Here is a 16,192-nt window from a genome sequence, read left to right as displayed (position 1 = left end):
AAGTTCCGATAGTAAAGCCCATCAAGCCGCCGTCATCTGCTCCCACCAGCCGATCAAGCGGATCGCATCGGCCTGGTCGGTGCCGCAGACCTCGAGATCCGCCTTGAAATCACTGCACACCGCCGGTCGCTCCGGCTGGCCGAACAGCAGGCATAGCTGTTCGACCGATAGGTGCAGGCAGCGTTCGCCCGCCGGTTTGCCCTGTGGCATGCCCGGTAATGGCGAACTGATGGAGGGGGCGATGCAGCAAGCGCCACAGCCTTCACGGCAATTCATGACCAGCAGGTCCTCGACGACTCAATGTGGATGGCCGGGCTAGAGTACGCCCTAAAACAGCCGTTTTAAAATGGGTTAACAGGGGTTTTTCGCAGAAAACAAAAGTGACTGACCAGTCTGCGACAGATGGTCGAGGGCACGCGTCACGTTTGCGGGAAAAGTTTACTGCTTGAACTCGAACTCCACCGCGGCGCCTTCGACTTCGCGCCGTTCTTCGTTGCGCAATTGCAGCTTCATTTCATTGCTGAGCAGGCGGCCGTTGATCTGGAAGGCGCTGTTGTCGGTGGGTTTCTCACCGAACATCGGCGGCAGCAAGGGCACACTTTTGGGTTTGGGCATGGTACCGATAGGCTGCAAGTGCCTGACCATGTCCGACGGCAGGGACAGGTCCAACTGTGCCGGTGGCAATTGTGTCTGCGTCACTTCGCGGGATGCCTTGGACTTGCTGGCTGCACGTTTTTTGGCGGCAGCGGTGGGTTTCTTCACCGCTGGGGCTTTTTTAACGGGAGCCGTTTTTTTCGCGGAGGGCTTGGTTTCACTCACAGGAGCTGCCGCCAGCACTGTGCCGACGTTGCACAGGCTTAACAGGCCAATTACCAGAACAGCGCGAAAAATACAGGTCATATCGCCTACAGCATTAACGGCAGAGGGCCATATGCTCGCTTGTTGTGCGCGGCATGACAAGCACAGTGATTAGTGTGCTAGAGGATTTGTCCCCTTTCTGAGCGTCATAATCCTGCTGCTGTTTCCTGGCATAACTGGCTCGCCAGCATCCCCAACGTCATCAGCGCCCGCTCTGCCTCGCGGTTCCACGGGGTACCGCAGTTCAGGCGAATACAGTGGTTGAACTGCTCCGTATTACTGAAGATCAGCCCCGGCGCAATACTGATGCCCTGTTGCAGTGCGCGCACGTGCAGTTCCTGGGTATTGACCCTTCCAGGCAAACTGACCCACAGGATGAAGCCGCCCGTCGGACGGGTCATCTGGGTGCCTTCCGGGAAATACTGCTGCACCGCCAGTTGAAAGGCGCTGAGGTTCTTGCGGTATTCCTGGCGAATGTAGCGCAGGTGGCGGTCGTAGCCGCCATTCTCTAGGTAAGCGGCAACGCCCATCTGCGTGACACTGCACGCGGAGTGGGTGCTGAACATCTGCAGGCGCTGGATCTCCTGCTGGTATTTGCCGGCGATCATCCAGCCAATGCGCACACCGGGGGACAGCGTCTTGGAAAAGCTGGAGCAATAGATGACCCGATCCAGGCGGTCATAGGCTTTCAGCGCCTTGGTGCGGCCCAGTTCGAACATCAGCTCGCCGTAGATATCGTCCTCGACAATCTGGATGTCGAAGTCCGAGGCCAGGCGCAGTAACTGTTTCTGCCGTTCCTCAGGCATGGTGCCGCCCAGCGGGTTGCTCAGGCGCGTGGTCAGCACCAGGGCCTTGATCGACCATTGGTTGGCCGCCAGTTGCAGGGCTTCCAGGCTCATGCCGGTGGACGGGTCGCTGGGAATCTCGATGACCTTGAGGCCCAACAGATCGGCGAGTTGCAGCAACCCGTAATAGGTTGGCGACTCAGCGGCAATCAGGTCGCCAGGCCGCGTCAGCACCCGCAACGACATCTGCAACGCATCGACACAACCGTGGGTGATCACAACTTCGGACGGGTCCACCACCACGCCCGCATCGCGCATGCGGATCGCCACCTGGCGGCGCAGCGGTTCGAAACCGGGGCTGAACATGTAGCTGAACGCACGCGGGCTCTGGAAGCGTGTGACCTTGGCCAGTTGCTGGTGCAGGGCGCGTACCGGCAAGTAGTCCACGCTCGGCACTGCGGCGCCCAACGGGAACACACCTTCGCGGCGCGATTCGCCCAAGACTTGTTGAATGATACTGCTGCGGGTGACCAACCCGGGGCGCTCGACCCGTGCAATGTCCGGCGTCGGCGCCGTGAGTGCTGGCGTCTGGTGCACGTAATAGCCGGACTGTGGCCGCGCCCGGATCAGCCCCTGGTCTTCCAGGTTGGCGTAGGCCTGCAACACCGTGGCGTGGCTGACGTTCAGCTGTGAGCTCATCTTGCGCACCGAAGGCACGCGCTCGCCCGGTTGATAGACACCGCGACGGATATCCTCAGCCAGTTGCTGGGCGATACGTTGGTAAAGCAACAGATTGGTCATGACGCAGCACTCGATTTCACGGGTATTTTATTTTTGTGTGAAACATACCGGCACAGTTTAGAAGTGTACGGGGACAGTTGCCACAATAGTCGAGCGCGCGTTGGAGTGACAGTAAAACTGTGAGGGTGCACACCAAAAAATGTGGGAGGGGGCTTGCCCCCGATGACGGTGGGTCAGCGACAGATTTGCTGACTGATGCACCGCTATCGGGGGCAAGCCCCCTCCCGCATTCAGAGCTGCTCCAGGCTTCTACCGGGCAGCGCCCAGTTGACCTTTCTCGTCAGAGAAGACGATCTCCACCCGGCGGTTCTGCGCCCTGCCCCGCTCGGAGGCATTGGCCTCCACCGGATACTGGTCGCCATACCCTTCCACCTGGATGCGTTTTTCGTCGATTCCCAGGTCGACCAGCACATCAGCCACCGACTGCGCGCGGTCGCGGGACAGTTTGAGATTTTCCTGCTCGCCACCGGTGTTATCGGCGTAGCCCTCGATACGCACCACACGCTTGGGGTTCAGTTGCAAGAACTGCACAATCTTGAGCACTGTGCGGTTGGCCGAGTTCTTCAGCTCGGCGTCACCGGTGTCGAACAGCACATCGCCCAGGGTCATCACCAGGCCACGATCGGTCTGGGTGGTGGTCAGGCTGGCGATCTGTTCTTCAAGCCATTTACCCTGCTGCTGCACGCTGCTCAGCTTGCTTTCACGCAAGGCCAGTTGCAGGCGCTGGCGTTCCAGTTCGAGCTTGGCACCGCGCTCCTGGTTGAGCGCCTGTTCGGTGTGTTCACGGGCAATAGCGCTGTAGCGTTGGCTCAAGTAGGCGTAATGCACCACGTCGGCACCGCTGCCCCAGTAGCTGGACAGGCGATCGGCACGGGCCAGGGACTCACCGGCGCGGATCACGTCCTTGGGCGCAAAGCGCAACACATTGGCGTCTTCCTTGACCTTCTGGAAGTCATTCCCAGCCTGTTGCAGGGCCTGTTCGCTGTCGGGATGGCTGGCACAACCGCCCAATACAGCCGTGCCCAACAGCAGCGCACAACTCAAACCACGGATCATCGGACTCATTGGGCTTCCCCCAACTGCAGTTGCTTGCGCAGGCGAGTGATGCGGGTGTTGAGCACGTTCAACTGCTCCTGGCTCTTGCGGGTCAACACTTTGGCTTCTGCCAGACGCGCGTCCAACTCGGCTTGCTCAAAGCGCATGCGTGCATTTTTGTAGGACTGGTCAGCCATGCTCGACTTGGCCCGGGCGAATTTCTCTTCGGCCAGTTTCAGTTCGGGCGATTCATCGGGGTTGGCGCCAACGGCGCTGGCTTGCTCAAGGGCTTGCTGGGTGAGGCGAATTTGTTCATTCGGCGCAGGATCAGCTGCACATCCCGCCAGAGCGACAACGGCGAGGGCCGCGAAAAGAGGTCGAAGAGTCACTGAAAATCCCTACTTTGTTGGGGTGCCGACGGGTTGTTGCAATTGCGCTTTCCAACGTTCCAGATTGCGCTGCAACGCGGCTTCCGTCACACCAGACCCGGGCAATTCTGTCATCTTTTTGGCGAGCTGTCCGCGCAACCACGGATCGTTGCAGGCCGAGTTGTGGGAAATCGCCAGGTACAGGCCCGGCTGATCGACGGGCACCTCGCGGGCGATCAGGTCGTTGCTCATGCCCAAGGTCTGTGCCATTGCCATGCCGGAATAACGCCCGGCGAGGACATAGTCGACCTCTCCCAGCAGCAGTTTCTGGAACGCCGGCGTCAGGGACGGCAGGCGTTGCAGGCTCAATTGCTGGCCGGCGAACGTTTCGAAGGCGGCACTCAAGCGCGCACGTTCCGACACCGCGCCTTTGTGCCCGTGCAGGTCGGCCGCCGTGGTGTAGGCCAGCGCTGAATCCTTGCGCGTCCACACTAGGTAGTCGAGCTGCACCAGGGCCGGGTGGATGTAGTCGAGGGTTTCCAGCTCGCCCAGGTTCAGCGGCGCATCGGCAAGGATATCCATGCGCCCGCTGCGCACCTCATCCAGGGCCAGCGAACGTTTGCCGCCGTAGAGCAGGTCGATTTTCAACCCGAGGTCCTTGCCCACTTGTTGCAGCACGTCGGCGGTGGCGCCGATGAGGTGCGTGGGGTCTTGCGGGTCACGCCAGAGCAGGGGCGGCGCGTCCGGACTGCCGGTGATCACCAGGCGGTCGCATTTGCCGGCGGCCAGCGTCAGGCTCGGCAGCAGAGTGAGGCCCAGCAGTACGGCCCAGGGACGCAGTTCCATGGCAAGTGTCTCCAGCAAGTCAAAAAAAAGCCCGGTCACATGGACCGGGCTCTTTATAAGTGAAGCGACTGGATTAGACCAGCTTCTCCAACTCAGGGACAGCTTCGAACAAGTCCGCCACCAGGCCGTAATCAGCCACCTGGAAGATCGGTGCTTCTTCGTCCTTGTTGATCGCAACGATCACCTTGGAGTCTTTCATACCGGCCAAGTGCTGAATCGCGCCGGAGATACCGACGGCGATGTACAGCTGTGGCGCAACGATCTTGCCGGTCTGGCCGACCTGCATGTCGTTGGGTACGAAACCTGCGTCGACGGCCGCGCGGGAGGCGCCGACCGCAGCGCCCAGCTTGTCGGCCAGGGCATACAGGTGCTTGAAGTTGTCACCGTTCTGCATGCCACGGCCGCCGGAAACGACGATCTTGGCAGCGGTCAGCTCAGGACGGTCCGACTTGGCCAGCTCTTCGCCAACAAAGCTGGAAGTGCCAGCGTCGTGGGCAGCGGCGACGGCTTCAACGGCAGCCGCCCCCCCTTCAGCGGCAACCGGGTCGAAACCGGTGGCGCGTACGGTGATGACTTTGACCGAAGCGTTGGACTGTACGGTAGCGATAGCGTTGCCGGCATAGATCGGGCGCTTGAAGGTGTCGGCGCTTTCGACCGAGATGATCTCGGAGATCTGGTCAACGTCCAGCTGCGCGGCAACGCGTGGCAGGATGTTTTTGCCGTTGGAAGTAGCGGCAGCCAGGATGTGGCTGTAGCCAGCGCCAAGCTCTGCAACCAGCGGCGCAACGTTTTCCGGCAGTTGGTGAGCGTACGCGGCGTTGTCGGCCAGCAGTACTTTACTCACACCCACGATTTTCGCAGCGGCTTCAGCCACGGCGTCAGCGCCCTGGCCAGCAACCAATACGTGGATATCACCACCGATTTTCGCAGCGGCAGCCACGGTGTTCAGGGTGGCCGGGGCCAGCACCTTGTTGTCGTGTTCAGCGATTACCAAGATAGTCATGATTAGATTACCTTCGCTTCGTTTTTCAGTTTCTCTACCAGTTCAGCTACCGACTTGACCTTGATGCCCGCGCTGCGTGCAGCCGGTGCTTCAACTTTCACGGTCTTGTTGGTAGAGGCGGTGGAAACGCCCAAAGCTTCCGGAGTCAACGACTCAAGCGGCTTCTTCTTGGCTTTCATGATGTTTGGCAGGGACGCGTAGCGCGGCTCGTTCAAACGCAGGTCGGTGGTGACGATGGCCGGCAGTTTCAAAGAAACGGTCTGCGCGCCGCCGTCGATTTCACGGGTGACAGCAACGCTGTCGCCGCTCACTTCGACCTTGGAGGCGAAGGTGCCCTGGCCGTAACCGGTCAGCGCAGCCAGCATCTGGCCAGTCTGGTTGTTGTCGCTGTCGATGGCCTGTTTGCCGAGGATCACCAGCTGAGGCTGTTCCTTGTCGACAACGGCTTTGAGCAGCTTGGCAACGGCCAGGGAGGTCAGCTCTTCAGCGGACTCGACCAGGATGGCGCGGTCGGCGCCCAGTGCCAGCGCGGTACGCAGCTGCTCTTGAGCAGTGGTCGGGCCGATGGAAACCACGACGATTTCAGTCGCCACGCCTTTCTCTTTCAGGCGTACGGCTTCTTCCACGGCGATTTCGCAGAAAGGGTTCATCGACATCTTGACGTTAGCGAGGTCGACGCCGGAATTGTCCGCCTTGACGCGAACTTTCACGTTGTAATCGACAACGCGTTTGACAGCTACAAGAACCTTCATGGATTCCTCGTTACTCTCCGGTGAAAAGAAAGTCGCCTAGGCGAACCTGGCGGTTGATGCTCATCGGCACACAAGGGCACCTCCAAAAACGCAGGCGGCGACCTTGCTCACGGGAAATGATGACCGTTCGTCAGGGGTGACTGAGAGGTCATTCTTTATCGCAGCGTGTAAACTGCGCGCCAGTGTTTGGGCACGCGTCACCTGTCTTGCTTTTGGACGTGCTCTTGAAACCTGCTGTCTGCCTACGGTAAGCGCAAAACCGACCGTATATTGACCGGAACGCCTATTCTGGTCAATACGGCAAAATAGCCAGTCATAAGCCGCACCACTTTGATTTATCTAGCCTGCGAGCAATTCAAACAAACGTTTGTATTGGACGCTGCCAGTGGTGTAGATATAATGCGCCACCTAGAGAGAAAGGTGGGTCTTGCCGTTGCCGCAAGACAACACCGAACCTCCACCCATTAGAAAAAAAAGCCTGTTGAGCCTTGAGTAGGAGATAGCCTGTGGAACGCGAATACATGGAATTCGACGTGGTCATCGTCGGCGCTGGCCCGGCGGGACTGTCTGCCGCCTGCCGACTGAAGCAGAAGGCCGCCGAAGCCGGTAAGGAAATCAGCGTCTGCGTGGTCGAGAAAGGCTCCGAAGTCGGCGCGCATATCCTCTCCGGTGCCGTGTTCGAACCACGCGCCCTGAACGAACTGTTCCCGGACTGGAAAGAACTCGGTGCCCCGCTCAATACCCCAGTGGTGCGCGACGACATCTATGTACTGCGCAGCCCCGAAGCCTCCACCAAGGTGCCTGACTTTTTTGTGCCCAAGACCATGCACAATGAAGGCAACTACATCATCTCCCTGGGCAACCTGTGCCGCTGGCTGGCCCAGCAGGCCGAGAACCTCGGTGTGGAAGTCTACCCAGGCTTCGCCGCCCAGGAAGCGCTGTTCGACGAAAACGGCGTGGTGCGCGGGATCATCACCGGTGACCTCGGCGTCGACCGCGAAGGCAACCCTAAAGAAGGCGTCTACACCCCCGGCATGGAACTGCGTGGCAAATACACGCTGTTCGCCGAAGGTTGCCGTGGCCATATCGGCAAGCAGCTGATCCAGCGCTTCAACCTGGACAGCGACGCCGACGCCCAGCACTACGGCATCGGCCTGAAGGAAATCTGGGAAATCGACCCGGCCAAACATCAGCCTGGCCTGGTGGTGCACACCGCCGGTTGGCCGCTGGACATCATGAGCAACGAGAACACTGGTGGCTCGTTCCTCTATCACCTGGAAAACAACCAGGTCGTTGTGGGCCTGATCGTCGACCTGTCCTACAGCAACACTTTCCTGTCGCCGTTCGATGAGTTCCAGCGCCTCAAGCACCACCCGGTGCTGGCCCAGTACCTGGAAGGCGGCAAGCGCATCAGCTACGGCGCCCGTGCCATCTGCAAAGGCGGCCTGAACTCGCTGCCGAAGATGGTCTTCAAGGGTGGCGCGCTGATCGGGTGCGACCTCGGCACCCTGAACTTCGCCAAGATCAAGGGCAGCCACACCGCGATGAAGTCCGGCATGCTCGCCGCCGACGCCGTGGCCGACCGCCTGTTCGCTGACTCCGAAGGCGGTGACGAACTGACCGCTTACGTCGACAGCTTCAAGTCCAGCTGGCTCTACGAAGAACTGTTCGCCAGCCGTAACTTCGGCCCGGCGATGCACAAGTTCGGCCCGATCATCGGTGCCGGCTTCAACTGGTTCGACCAGAACATCCTGGGCGGCAAGATGCCGTTCACCCTGCACGACACCAAGCCGGACTACGCCTGCCTCAAGCTGGCCAAGGACAGCAAGAAGATCGACTACCCGAAACCCGACGGCAAGCTGAGCTTCGACAAGCTGAGCTCGGTATTCATCTCCGGCACCAACCATGAAGAAGAACAGCCGTGCCACTTGAAGCTGAAAGACGCGAGCATCCCGATCGGCACCAACCTGCCGCTCTACGATGAACCGGCGCAGCGCTACTGCCCGGCCGGCGTGTATGAAGTGATCACCCAGGAAGACGGCGAAAAGCGCTTCCAGATCAACGCCCAGAACTGCGTGCACTGCAAGACCTGTGACATCAAGGACCCTTCGCAGAACATCACCTGGGTTACGCCGGAAGGCGCGGGTGGGCCGACTTACCCGAATATGTAAGCTCGCGACTCGAACAAAAAGGCTCCCAAATGGGAGCCTTTTTTATGCTGCGCGCTCTTCGCCGGGATTGCGCAGGAAGTAGCGCTTGTACTCGCGACTGAACTGCGACGTACTCTGGTACCCCACGCTGTGCGCCGCCTGCGCCACACCCATACCGTCCACCAGCAGCAACTGTTGGGCCTTGAGCAGACGCAGACGCTTGAGGTACTGCACCGGCGACAACAACGTGCAGCGCTTGAAGTGCTCATGAAAGGTCGACGCACTCATGTGCGCATACCCGGCCAGCGTCTCGATATTCAGCGGCTCGGCGTAGTGGCCATGCAGGTGATTCAATGACGTGGCGATCCGCGAAAACTGCCCCTGCTGTTCCACCAGTGCTCGCAACACATCGGCCTGCGGGCCCCGCAGAGCGGTGAACAACACTTCCCGGACCCGCGCCGCGCCCATGATCCGGCTTTCCAGCGGATCGTGCAGGCATTGCAACAGCCGCTCGACAGCACCGCGCATTGCGTCATCGAGCATCACCGAACTCATCGACTCCAGCGTCTGCGCCGTGGGTGGCGGCCCGGCCTGAATGCCCATGGACATGACCAATTCGCCCAGGACCACGCGGTCAATGCCCACCGTGACACCGTACAACGGCGCATCAGCGCCCATGGCAAAGGTCTCGCACTCGAACGGCACCGGCATGGCCTGGATCAGGTAATGCCCGGCGCCATACTCCAACGTGCGCGGCCCCAGGTAGGCGACTTTGCTGCCTTGGGCCACGAACATCAGGCTTGGCTCATAGATCTGCGGCCCGCGTGCCACGTCACAACTGGCGCGCAGCACTTGCACACCGGGCAGGTGGGTCGGGGAAAAACCGTCGCAGGGCGTAAGCCCCTCAATCAAGGCAACCAAGGTGGCATTGGCATCGAGATGGCGGGTCAACAACATGGCAAAAAACTTCGCGAATAAGGGATGAGAACATCATCGCAGGTCTGGCGGCCAATGGATCCAAACCAGGGGCACTCCCGGACGAATAGGCATGAGACTCGGAGCAATCGCCATGGCCGCATCAGGACCCGGCGCGGAGAATGCGCCGCCTCACCTGTCATTGCTTTTGCGAGGTTTCCCCATGTACACCGCCATCGGTTATGCCGCCCAGTCGGCCACCACTCCCCTCGCCCCCATGTCTTTCCAGCGCCGCAGCCCGCGCGCCGATGACGTGGCCATCGAGATCCTCTACTGCGGCGTCTGCCACTCCGACATCCACCAGGCGCGCAACGAATGGGGCATCGCCGTGTACCCGCTGATGCCGGGCCACGAGATTGTCGGCAAGGTCACCGCCGTTGGCGCCAACGTCACCGCGCACAAAATTGGCGACCTGGTCGGCGTGGGCTGCATGGTCGATTCGTGCCGTCACTGCGACGCCTGCAAGTCAGACCTTGAGCAATACTGCCTCGAAGGCCCGACCATGACCTACGCCACCCCGGACCGTGTAGACGGCAGCAACACCATGGGCGGTTACTCCGACAGCATCGTGGTCAGCGAGCACTTCGTGGTGAAGATCCCGGCCAAGCTCGATCTGGCCAGCGCGGCGCCGATCCTGTGCGCCGGCATTACCACCTACTCGCCGCTCAAGCACTACGGCGTGAAGGCCGGCGATAAAGTCGGCGTGCTGGGCATGGGTGGCCTGGGCCATATGGGCATCAAGTTCGCCAAGGCCATGGGCGCGGAAGTGACGCTGTTCACCCGCTCGGCGAGCAAGGCCGAGGAAGGTCGTCGCCAGGGTGCCGACCATGTAATCGTGTCCACCGATGCCGAGCAGATGAAAGCCGCCGCCGGCCGTTTCGACTTCCTGCTGGACACCATCCCGGTGCAGCACGACCTGAACCCCTACCTCGACGTGCTGCGCTTTGACGGCGTGCATATCCTGGTCGGCCTGATCGAGCCGGTCGACCCGCCCGTCAACGCCGCCAAGCTGGTGCTGGGCCGCAAAGTGCTGGCCGGTTCCTTGATCGGCGGCATTGCCGAAACCCAGGAAGTCCTGGATTTCTGCGCCGAGCACAACATCACCTGCGACATCGAAATGCTCGACATCCGCCATATCAACGAAGCCTACAGCCGCATGATCGCCGGCGATGTGAAGTACCGTTTTGTCATCGACATGACGACCTTGAAGGCCTGATCAGGCCTTCGCGCCCAACTCCGCCGACAGCCGGGCTGCGACCTGTTTGACCACGGGAATCAGCTCGGCCATTTTCTCCAAGGGCATGTAGGGCACGGTACTGGCGATGCTGATGCCGGCGACGATGCGCCGGCTGGCATCGCGCACCGGGGCCGCCACGCAACGGATCGACGGTTCGTTGTCTTCCAGGTCGAACGCATACCCGCCCACCACGTATTCACGCATGCGCTGCTCGAACTGCGCCCAGGACTGTTCCGGGTGCTGCGGCCACTGCAGGCTTTTCCCGCCCACCGGCAGGCTGACGTCGTACAGACGCTGCCACTCTTCCACCGTGTCATCCAGCAGCAATGCCTTGCCAATTCCGGTGCGCGCCAGCGGTATGCGGTGGCCGACTCGCGAGCGCATTTCCGGGCCATTGCGGCCGGGGTTCTTGTGCAGGTAAAGCACGTCGTCGTATTCGCGAATGGCCAGGTGGATGGTGTCACCGGTCAGCGCCGACAGCTCATCCAGATACGGGATGGCCAGGGTCACCAGCGGCAGCTCTTCCCGCGCCTGAAACCCCAGCTCGATCAACTTCGGCCCCAGCAGGTAACCGACTTGCGGCACCACGCGCAGGTAACGCTCGTCCACCAGGCAACTGGCCAGGCGGTGGGTGGTGCTGCGGGTGGTGCCGATGCGCTTGGCGATCTCTTTCAGATCCCGCGCACCCGCCGCCACGGCCTGCACCACGCCCAGGCCACGCAGCAGGGTCTGGGTGCCGGTGGGGGCGGTGTCTTTGACGGGGGTGTGGGCGTTTTCCTGCATATCAGGCCTATGTGGTGGTACGAAAACGAGCGGCATTATGGCAAAAGCTGAACCTCAATACAGCGCAGATCCAAATGTGGGAGGGGGCTTGCCCCCGATAGCGGTGTGTCAGTGAATGCATGTTTTTCTGACGTGCCGCCATCGGGGGCAAGCCCCCTCCCACATTTGAATCTTCATAGGGCTCGGGATCAGCGCTGTTTCATGCGGTCAATGATGACCGCCAGCAACAGGATCGAGCCACGGATGACGTACTGGTAGAAGGTGTCGATGTTCTTCAGGTTCATCGCATTCTCGATGATCGCCAAAATCAACACCCCGGCAATCACATGCCGGATCATGCCAATGCCGCCACTCAACGACACTCCGCCCAGCACGCACGCCGAGATCACGGTCAGCTCGAAGCCCTGCCCAATCATCGGCTGGCCCGAGGTCATGCGCGAAGCGAGGATCACCCCGGCCAACGCACCAATCAGACCGTGTACGGCAAAGATGATGATCTTGGTGCGATCGACGTTCACCCCGGCCAGCAACGCCGCTTCCTGGTTGCCACCGATGGCCATGGTGTTGCGCCCGTAGGTGGTGTAGTTGAGCAGCCAGCCGAAAAATACAAAGCACAGCACGGTGATGATGATCGGTACCGGCACGCCCATCAGTTGGCCGTTGCCGAATACGAAGAACCCTTCGTCCATCACGCCGACGGCCTTGCCGTTGGAGAAAATGTAAGCCAGGCCGCGCACGATCTGCATGGTCGCCAACGTCGCGATCAAGGCGTTGATACGCAGCTTGGCGATGACAATACCGTTGATCAGCCCCACCACCAGGCCCATCGCCAACGCCGCCGACACACCGAGCACCACGCTCTCGGTATCACGGATCACGATACCTGCGACCACCCCGGCACACGCAATCACCGAGCCCACCGACAAGTCGAAATGCCCGGATGCCAGGCAGAACAACATGGTGCACGCGGCGATGCCCACGGTGGAGATCGCCAGGCCCAGCCCGCGCATGTTCAGCGGTGAAAGGAAGTTGTCGATAAACAACGCGCTGAGCACAAAGATGCTCAACGCGGCGAGCAGCATCACCCAGTCATCGAGGAATTTGCGCTGGTTGAAACCCGGCCAGAAGCCCTTTGCAGTTTTTACCTCAGACATCATTCACCTCGAATTCTTCAAGCCCGCGAACGCGGGAGAGCCAGTTGCAACAGCCGTGCTTCATCCGCCTGGTCACGGGCGAGTTCGCCGGTCAGGGCGCCTTCGCTCATCACCAGGATGCGGTCGGAAATCCCCATCACTTCCATCAGGTCGCTGGACACCACAATCACCGCAATACCGCTGGCCGCCAGGTTATGGATGATCTGGTAGATCTCCGACTTGGCACCAATATCGATGCCACGCGTTGGCTCATCCAGCAGCAGTACTTTCATCGGCATCGACAACCAGCGGCCGAGAATGGCCTTCTGCTGGTTGCCGCCGGACAGGTACATGATTTTCTGTTCGGCGTTCGGCGTCTTGACCTTCATGCTTTTGATTTGCCGGTCTGCGTTGGCCTTTTCCCAGCCATCACGCAGCAGCCAGCCAAATGCAGAGTGGGCGCCACGCGCGCTGATATTGATATTTTCGGCTACGCTGGACAGCGGAATGATGCCTTCCTTCTTGCGGTCTTCCGGGCACAGCAGTACGCCGGCGGCGATGGCATCGCGCGGTGAACGCAGTTGCAGGGCCTGACCGCACAGTTCCAGGCTGCCGGCAGTGCTGCGGGTCAAACCACTCAGCAGCCGAAACAGCTCCGTGCGCCCTGCCCCGACCAAGCCGAACAGGCCGAGAATCTCGCCCTTGTGTACCTGAAGGCTGACCGGCTCACGCAAGCCCGGGCCAAGCAAGCCCTCGACCTTCAGCGCTACATCGCCCTGTTCACGTGGGCGGTAGTCGTAGATGTCCTGGATATCGCGGCCGACCATGCACGTTACCAACTGGTCGTGGGTCAGGGTGCTCATGTCGTCGAAGGTGCGCACGTAACGGCCGTCCTTGAACACCGTTACCGCGTTGCAGATGCGGAACACTTCCTCCATGCGATGGGACACGTAGAGCACCACTTTGCCTTCATCGCGCAGCCGCGTGATGATCGCCATCAAGCGATCGATCTCCCGCGCCGACAGGCTGCTGGTGGGCTCGTCGAAGGCAATCACATGGGCGCCACGGGACAGCGCCTTGGCGATTTCCACCAGTTGGCGTTGACCAAGGGAAAGTCGACCGAGCTTCTCATCCGGATCGATTTCATCCGCCAGGCCCTTGAGGCAGGCCAACGCCTGCTTACGCAACTGACTGCGGTTGACCACCCCGAAGCGCGTCGGCAAGTGCCCAAGGAACAGGTTCTCGGCCACGGTCATTTCCGGCACCAAATGCAGCTCCTGGTGGATCACCGCCACGCCGTTGGCAATGCTGTCGGCGGCAGACTTGAAGTCCATGGTCTGCGCGCCGATCTGCAACGTGCCACTGCTGGGCAGGTAGGCGCCGCCAAGGATTTTCAGCAGCGTCGACTTGCCCGCGCCGTTCTCGCCCATCAACGCATGCACCTCACGCGGCCGCGCTTCAAAGCTGATCTGCGCCAGGGCTTTCACACCGGGAAACTCCTTGCCGATGCCGTTGAAGCGCAAGGCCGCGCCGGTCATTTCCACAACCCGATCTTGGTCAGCTCTGCCTGGAAGTTGGCGCGGGTGATCAGGGTCACTTCGTCCATCGCCGTGTATTTCGCAGGTTCCTTGCCGGTGGTGACCCACTCATACATCGCCAACGCGGTGTTGTAACCCTCGATATGCGGGCTGGGCAGCATCGAGCCGAAGAAACCGCTTTCAGCCTTTTTCAACTCGCCGATGGCGTCGGTGCCATTGATGCCGATGCCGATCACATTGGCAGCCTTGAAGCCGGCGCTTTCGGTGGCGCGTACGCCGCCGAGCACGGTGTTGTCATTCATGCCGCCGATGATCAGGTTTTTCGCGCCGCTGGGCAGCTTGACCAGCGCCGAGTTGGTGGCGTCCATGCTGCCGGGTACGTCAAGGGTCTTGAGCGCGGCGGTCAGGATATGGTCTTTGGGCAGGCCGGCGTCTTCCAGGGACTTGATCGAACCGTCGGTGCGCTTCTTGCCGGTGTCGAGTTCGTTATAGGTGTTGATCACGGCGTAGGTGTCCTTCCAGTCCCAGCCGCGTTTTTTCGCTTCGGTTGCCATTGCGGCGCCCTGCTTCTGGCCCACTTCAAAGGCAGCCATGCCCAGGTACGGCACGTCTTCCATGAAGTTGCCCTTCGCATCCACGAAGCGATCATCCACTGCCATGACTTTCAGGCCATTGACCTTGGCCTTGGCGACGATGGCCGGGCCGAGGGACACGTCCGGCGGGCAGATCACAAAGCCCTTGGCGCCGTTGGCAGCCAGGCTGTCGATGGCCGAGAGGGTTTTTTCACCGTCGGGCACGGCGATCTTGATCACGGTAAAGCCGTGTTCCTTGCCGGCTTTCTCGGCGAAGGCCCATTCGGTCTGGAACCAGGGTTCTTCGGCCTGTTTGACCAGAAAGCCGATCTTCACTTCTTCGGCGAGTGCCACGCTGCTGAACGCCATTGCAAGTGCCAGGGTGCCTAAAGTCTTCTTGAACATGAACCACCTCTTTCTTGTTATTGGAAAACGCTTCAGTCGTGGTACATCACAGACCGCCCGCCATCGATCATCAGGCAGGTTGCATTGATAAACGGCGCCTCGTCGGTCGCCAGGAACAACGCGGTCATCGCCACTTCGATCGGCTGGCCGATGCGCTTGGGCGGGTGCAGGTCGAACGCACGCTGGCGTTCGGCGTGGGGGTCGGGGAAACCGTTCCAGTAGTCGACGTTGAGCTGGGTTTCTATGTAGCCCGGCGCGATGGCATTCACGCGGATGCCCTTGGGCGCGTATTCGATGCCGAGGGCGCGGGTCAGGCCAAGCAGGCCATGCTTGGCCACGGGATAGGGGAAGCAGCCAGGAATGATGTGGCTGGAATGGGTGGAAGCAATGTTGATGATATTGCCGATGCCCTGCTCGATCATGTGCGGCAGCACCGTGCGGCAGCCGTACCAGGCACCGTCGAGGTCGATGGCGAAGCAGCGGCGCCAGTCTTCGTCGGTCATCTCCAGCGGGTCGCGAAACACATTGACCCCGGCGCAATTGACCAGTACATCCACACGACCGAAACGCTCGATGGCCACATTGACCAGTGCCTGCCATTGTTCCTTGGACGTGATATCGACGGGTTGCGCGTAGATCTCGGCGCCGCGTTCGCGCCAGCGGGCCGCGACCTGCTCGACCTTTTCACCCTGGATATCAGCGATGACCAGCTTCGCCTGCTGCGCCTGGAAACACGCGACGATCGCCTCGCCAATGCCCTGGGCGGCACCGGTGATGATCACCACTTTGCCTTTGAGCCGCTCGCCGTAGGTGGGTTCGGGCACGGCGGGGAGTGACAACGGTTGTGCCTGCATCGCTTCACCTGTTTTATTTTTGGTAGTGAGTGCTGATGCAGCCGACTATAAACCCATCTTTTGAAACATCTCAATATATAAATTTGCATCCCATATA

The 16,192-nt window shown here is 60.6% G+C and carries 16 protein-coding genes; 2 read left to right on the top strand and 14 right to left on the bottom strand.

What is annotated here, in order from left to right:
* Nucleotides 1–21: 21 nt before the first annotated feature.
* The 8 genes from NL123_RS07605 to NL123_RS07570 all read right to left on the bottom strand — a co-directional run bounded on the left by NL123_RS07605 (nucleotide 22) and on the right by NL123_RS07570 (nucleotide 6,448).
* Nucleotides 22–276, bottom strand: coding sequence for a YkgJ family cysteine cluster protein (locus NL123_RS07605; protein WP_071491547.1), 255 nt, complete (start codon nucleotides 274–276; stop codon nucleotides 22–24).
* 162 nt (nucleotides 277–438) lie between these two features.
* Complete coding sequence (locus NL123_RS07600) at nucleotides 439–900, bottom strand: translation initiation factor 2 (protein ID WP_494357518.1); 462 nt, start codon at nucleotides 898–900, stop codon at nucleotides 439–441.
* Between the two features lie 104 nt (nucleotides 901–1,004).
* Nucleotides 1,005–2,444, bottom strand: a complete 1,440-nt coding sequence (locus NL123_RS07595) for an aminotransferase-like domain-containing protein (protein ID WP_015885400.1) — start codon at nucleotides 2,442–2,444, stop codon at nucleotides 1,005–1,007.
* A gap of 249 nt (nucleotides 2,445–2,693) precedes the next feature.
* Nucleotides 2,694–3,509, bottom strand: a complete 816-nt coding sequence (locus NL123_RS07590; protein WP_071491446.1) for an OmpA family protein — start codon at nucleotides 3,507–3,509, stop codon at nucleotides 2,694–2,696.
* Nucleotides 3,506–3,868 (bottom strand): DUF4398 domain-containing protein, encoded by a 363-nt coding sequence (locus NL123_RS07585; RefSeq protein WP_058427423.1) that lies wholly within the window; start codon nucleotides 3,866–3,868, stop codon nucleotides 3,506–3,508. Before NL123_RS07585 ends, NL123_RS07590 begins: the two co-directional genes overlap by 4 nt.
* Nucleotides 3,869–3,877: 9 nt before the next feature.
* The gene (locus NL123_RS07580) at nucleotides 3,878–4,693 is read right to left on the bottom strand and encodes a substrate-binding periplasmic protein (RefSeq protein ID WP_494357517.1); all 816 of its coding nucleotides are present in this window, start codon (nucleotides 4,691–4,693) and stop codon (nucleotides 3,878–3,880) included.
* Between the two features lie 73 nt (nucleotides 4,694–4,766).
* Entirely contained in the window at nucleotides 4,767–5,696 is a 930-nt protein-coding gene (locus tag NL123_RS07575; protein ID WP_494357516.1) for an electron transfer flavoprotein subunit alpha/FixB family protein, read from the bottom strand.
* Between the two features lie 2 nt (nucleotides 5,697–5,698).
* A complete protein-coding gene (locus NL123_RS07570; RefSeq protein ID WP_057009251.1) occupies nucleotides 5,699–6,448 on the bottom strand; it encodes an electron transfer flavoprotein subunit beta/FixA family protein in 750 nt (249 codons plus the stop codon).
* A gap of 506 nt (nucleotides 6,449–6,954) precedes the next feature.
* Here NL123_RS07570 and NL123_RS07565 point away from each other — a divergent pair.
* Nucleotides 6,955–8,619 carry an electron transfer flavoprotein-ubiquinone oxidoreductase gene (locus NL123_RS07565; RefSeq protein ID WP_248483741.1) on the top strand — a complete coding sequence of 555 codons (1,665 nt, stop codon included), beginning with the start codon at nucleotides 6,955–6,957 and terminating at the stop codon, nucleotides 8,617–8,619.
* A 42-nt stretch (nucleotides 8,620–8,661) separates the two neighbouring features.
* Here NL123_RS07565 and NL123_RS07560 read toward each other — a convergent pair whose 3' ends face one another.
* Nucleotides 8,662–9,555, bottom strand: a complete 894-nt coding sequence (locus tag NL123_RS07560) for an AraC family transcriptional regulator (RefSeq protein WP_248483743.1) — start codon at nucleotides 9,553–9,555, stop codon at nucleotides 8,662–8,664.
* A 181-nt stretch (nucleotides 9,556–9,736) separates the two neighbouring features.
* On the opposite strand from NL123_RS07560, the gene NL123_RS07555 reads away from it, so the two are divergent.
* Nucleotides 9,737–10,789 carry an NAD(P)-dependent alcohol dehydrogenase gene (locus tag NL123_RS07555; RefSeq protein ID WP_494357515.1) on the top strand — a complete coding sequence of 351 codons (1,053 nt, stop codon included), beginning with the start codon at nucleotides 9,737–9,739 and terminating at the stop codon, nucleotides 10,787–10,789.
* Here the strand turns inward: NL123_RS07555 and NL123_RS07550 are convergent, their stop codons facing one another.
* From NL123_RS07550 to NL123_RS07530, 5 genes are all read right to left on the bottom strand, one after another.
* On the bottom strand, nucleotides 10,790–11,593 hold the full coding sequence (locus NL123_RS07550) for an IclR family transcriptional regulator (protein ID WP_494357514.1): 804 nt from the start codon (nucleotides 11,591–11,593) through the stop codon (nucleotides 10,790–10,792).
* Between the two features lie 188 nt (nucleotides 11,594–11,781).
* Nucleotides 11,782–12,747 carry an L-arabinose ABC transporter permease AraH gene (gene araH, locus NL123_RS07545; protein ID WP_248483749.1) on the bottom strand — a complete coding sequence of 322 codons (966 nt, stop codon included), beginning with the start codon at nucleotides 12,745–12,747 and terminating at the stop codon, nucleotides 11,782–11,784.
* Nucleotides 12,748–12,764: 17 nt separating this feature from the next.
* Nucleotides 12,765–14,264 carry an L-arabinose ABC transporter ATP-binding protein AraG gene (gene araG, locus NL123_RS07540; protein ID WP_494357513.1) on the bottom strand — a complete coding sequence of 500 codons (1,500 nt, stop codon included), beginning with the start codon at nucleotides 14,262–14,264 and terminating at the stop codon, nucleotides 12,765–12,767.
* Nucleotides 14,261–15,241, bottom strand: a complete 981-nt coding sequence (locus tag NL123_RS07535; RefSeq protein ID WP_494357512.1) for a substrate-binding domain-containing protein — start codon at nucleotides 15,239–15,241, stop codon at nucleotides 14,261–14,263. The genes araG and NL123_RS07535 overlap by 4 nt, the downstream gene beginning before the upstream one ends.
* A 32-nt stretch (nucleotides 15,242–15,273) precedes the next feature.
* Nucleotides 15,274–16,095: an SDR family oxidoreductase gene (locus tag NL123_RS07530; protein ID WP_494357511.1), complete on the bottom strand. Its 822-nt coding sequence runs from the start codon at nucleotides 16,093–16,095 to the stop codon at nucleotides 15,274–15,276.
* Nucleotides 16,096–16,192 lie beyond the last annotated feature (97 nt).

The organism is Pseudomonas sp. FBCC-B1565 (assembly GCF_059133265.1).
Note: the sequence above shows the minus strand (reverse complement) of the source record. Positions and strands in the feature narration are given on the sequence as shown.